This is a genomic window from Mycobacterium sp. E2699 (assembly GCF_001666745.1).
GTDB lineage: Bacteria > Actinomycetota > Actinomycetes > Mycobacteriales > Mycobacteriaceae > Mycobacterium.
On sequence record NZ_LZJH01000015.1, the window covers coordinates 1 to 1577 of the forward strand.

Genomic DNA, 1577 nt, shown 5'->3' on the forward strand with positions numbered 1-1577 from the left:
CCTGTCGCGCGGTCGTGCACCACGGCGGCGCGGGCACCACGGCGGCCAGCCTGCGCGCCGGGCTCCCGACGTTGATCCTGTGGGACGTGGCCGACCAGTTCATCTGGGCCACTCAGGTCAAGCGGCTGAATGTGGGTTCCGCCAAGAAACTTTCGCGTATCACCCGCAAATCATTGGTCCGCCGGCTCCGCAAGATCCTGGCGCCGGACTGCGCGGCCCGGGCGCGCGGGATCGCCCCGCGAATGACCAGGCCCGCCGTCGGCGTCGCCACCGCCGCCGATCTGCTGGAGCAGACAGTCCGCGTCGGCGTGTGAAATGACCGGCGGCCCTATGGCGTAGTGGCCGCGTCGCGCTGGACGAGCGGGAACGACTTGTACCACTTGCGGCGGTGCGCCGCCCCCATCTCGCGCAGGATCCCCATGGCGGCGGGCCATCCGTGCGTCTTGCGCAACCCCTGAATCATCGCCCAGCTGGAGCCCCAGTGATACGACCGGCTGCCGAAGTGGGCGTTCGCGGTCTTGCGCCCGAAATGGTTGACGTACGCCATTTCCGTTGTGTACAAGCCGAATCCGGCCTTTCGCGCCCGCAGCGCGAGGTCGAGGTCGAGCCCCCACCCGTAGCGGCCGAAAGTGTCGAGGTCCATCCCGCCCACGGCGTCCCAGCATTCCCGGGACATCACCAGCGCCGTCCCCTCGATGGCTGGCACCACCCGATACCGCGGCCGCGGAACGTAGCTTGCGGCATCCGGAACATCACGGGTCACCGCGTAGGGGAAGCCGATGTTGAACATCGGGCCGACCATTCCGGCGTCCGCGGGCAGCCGCGGGTCGAGCAGCGCGGCCACGAATCCCCGCGAGAGCCGGGTGTCGTTGTTGAGCGTCATCGCGTGGGAGTAGCCCTCCGCGAACGCCGTTCGGAATCCGAGTTCGCTGCCGCCGGCCCAGCCGAGGTTGCCGCCGGGCGTGATGACGCGTTCATCTCCGACGGTCGGGTAATCGCCGCGATTGTCGACGATCACATAGTCGGCGCCCTCGCGCTCCAGATCCGCCACGAGCGCGTGCGTGTACTCGTGCTGCCCGTAAACCGGCACGGTGATCAGTAGGGACACACCCGGAGCGTACCTTGGCCCGTGCGACCCCGCGGGTCGTTCCGACATCAGCCGAAACCTTCGCCTCGAGCGGCTTTTTCCAGCAGGTCGGCGGCGGTGGCGACGCTCTCGGCGGGTTTGGTCATCCGCGAGGCGATGTCGCGGGCCCGGGCGGCATACGCCGGCGCGAGCACCGACCTGAGGTCGGCGGCCAGCGTCTTGCGGGTGGTGCTGGAAAACCGCCGGGACGAACCGACTTTCAGCTGCTTGATCTGGGCCGCCCAGATCGGCTGATCGGAGGTGATCCAGAGGATCAGCGCCGGGACGCCGGCGCGCAACCCGGCGGCCGTGGTGCCCGACCCGCCGTGGTGCACCACCGCACGACAGGTGGGGAAGATCCCGGCGTGGTTCACCGCCGCCACGACTTTCACATGGTCGAAATCGGGGACGCCGGTGTCCTGCGCCCGCGAACAGATCAACGCCCGTTCGC

General features: G+C 69.1%; 3 protein-coding genes. 1 reads left to right on the forward strand and 2 read right to left on the reverse strand.

Going from position 1 to position 1577, the window contains the following annotated elements; translation table 11 throughout:
* Positions 1-314, forward strand: a 314-nt coding sequence (locus tag A5696_RS27890) for a glycosyltransferase (protein WP_369803263.1), incomplete at its 5' end; no start/stop codon positions are given.
* 14 nt (positions 315-328) lie between these two features.
* Here A5696_RS27890 and A5696_RS00755 read toward each other — a convergent pair.
* Positions 329-1156, reverse strand: coding sequence for a glycosyltransferase family 2 protein (locus tag A5696_RS00755; protein ID WP_067871873.1), 828 nt, complete (start codon positions 1154-1156; stop codon positions 329-331).
* Positions 1156-1577, reverse strand: a 422-nt coding sequence (locus A5696_RS00760) for a glycosyltransferase (RefSeq protein WP_369803264.1), incomplete at its 5' end; no start/stop codon positions are given. The genes A5696_RS00760 and A5696_RS00755, both read right to left, overlap by 1 nt.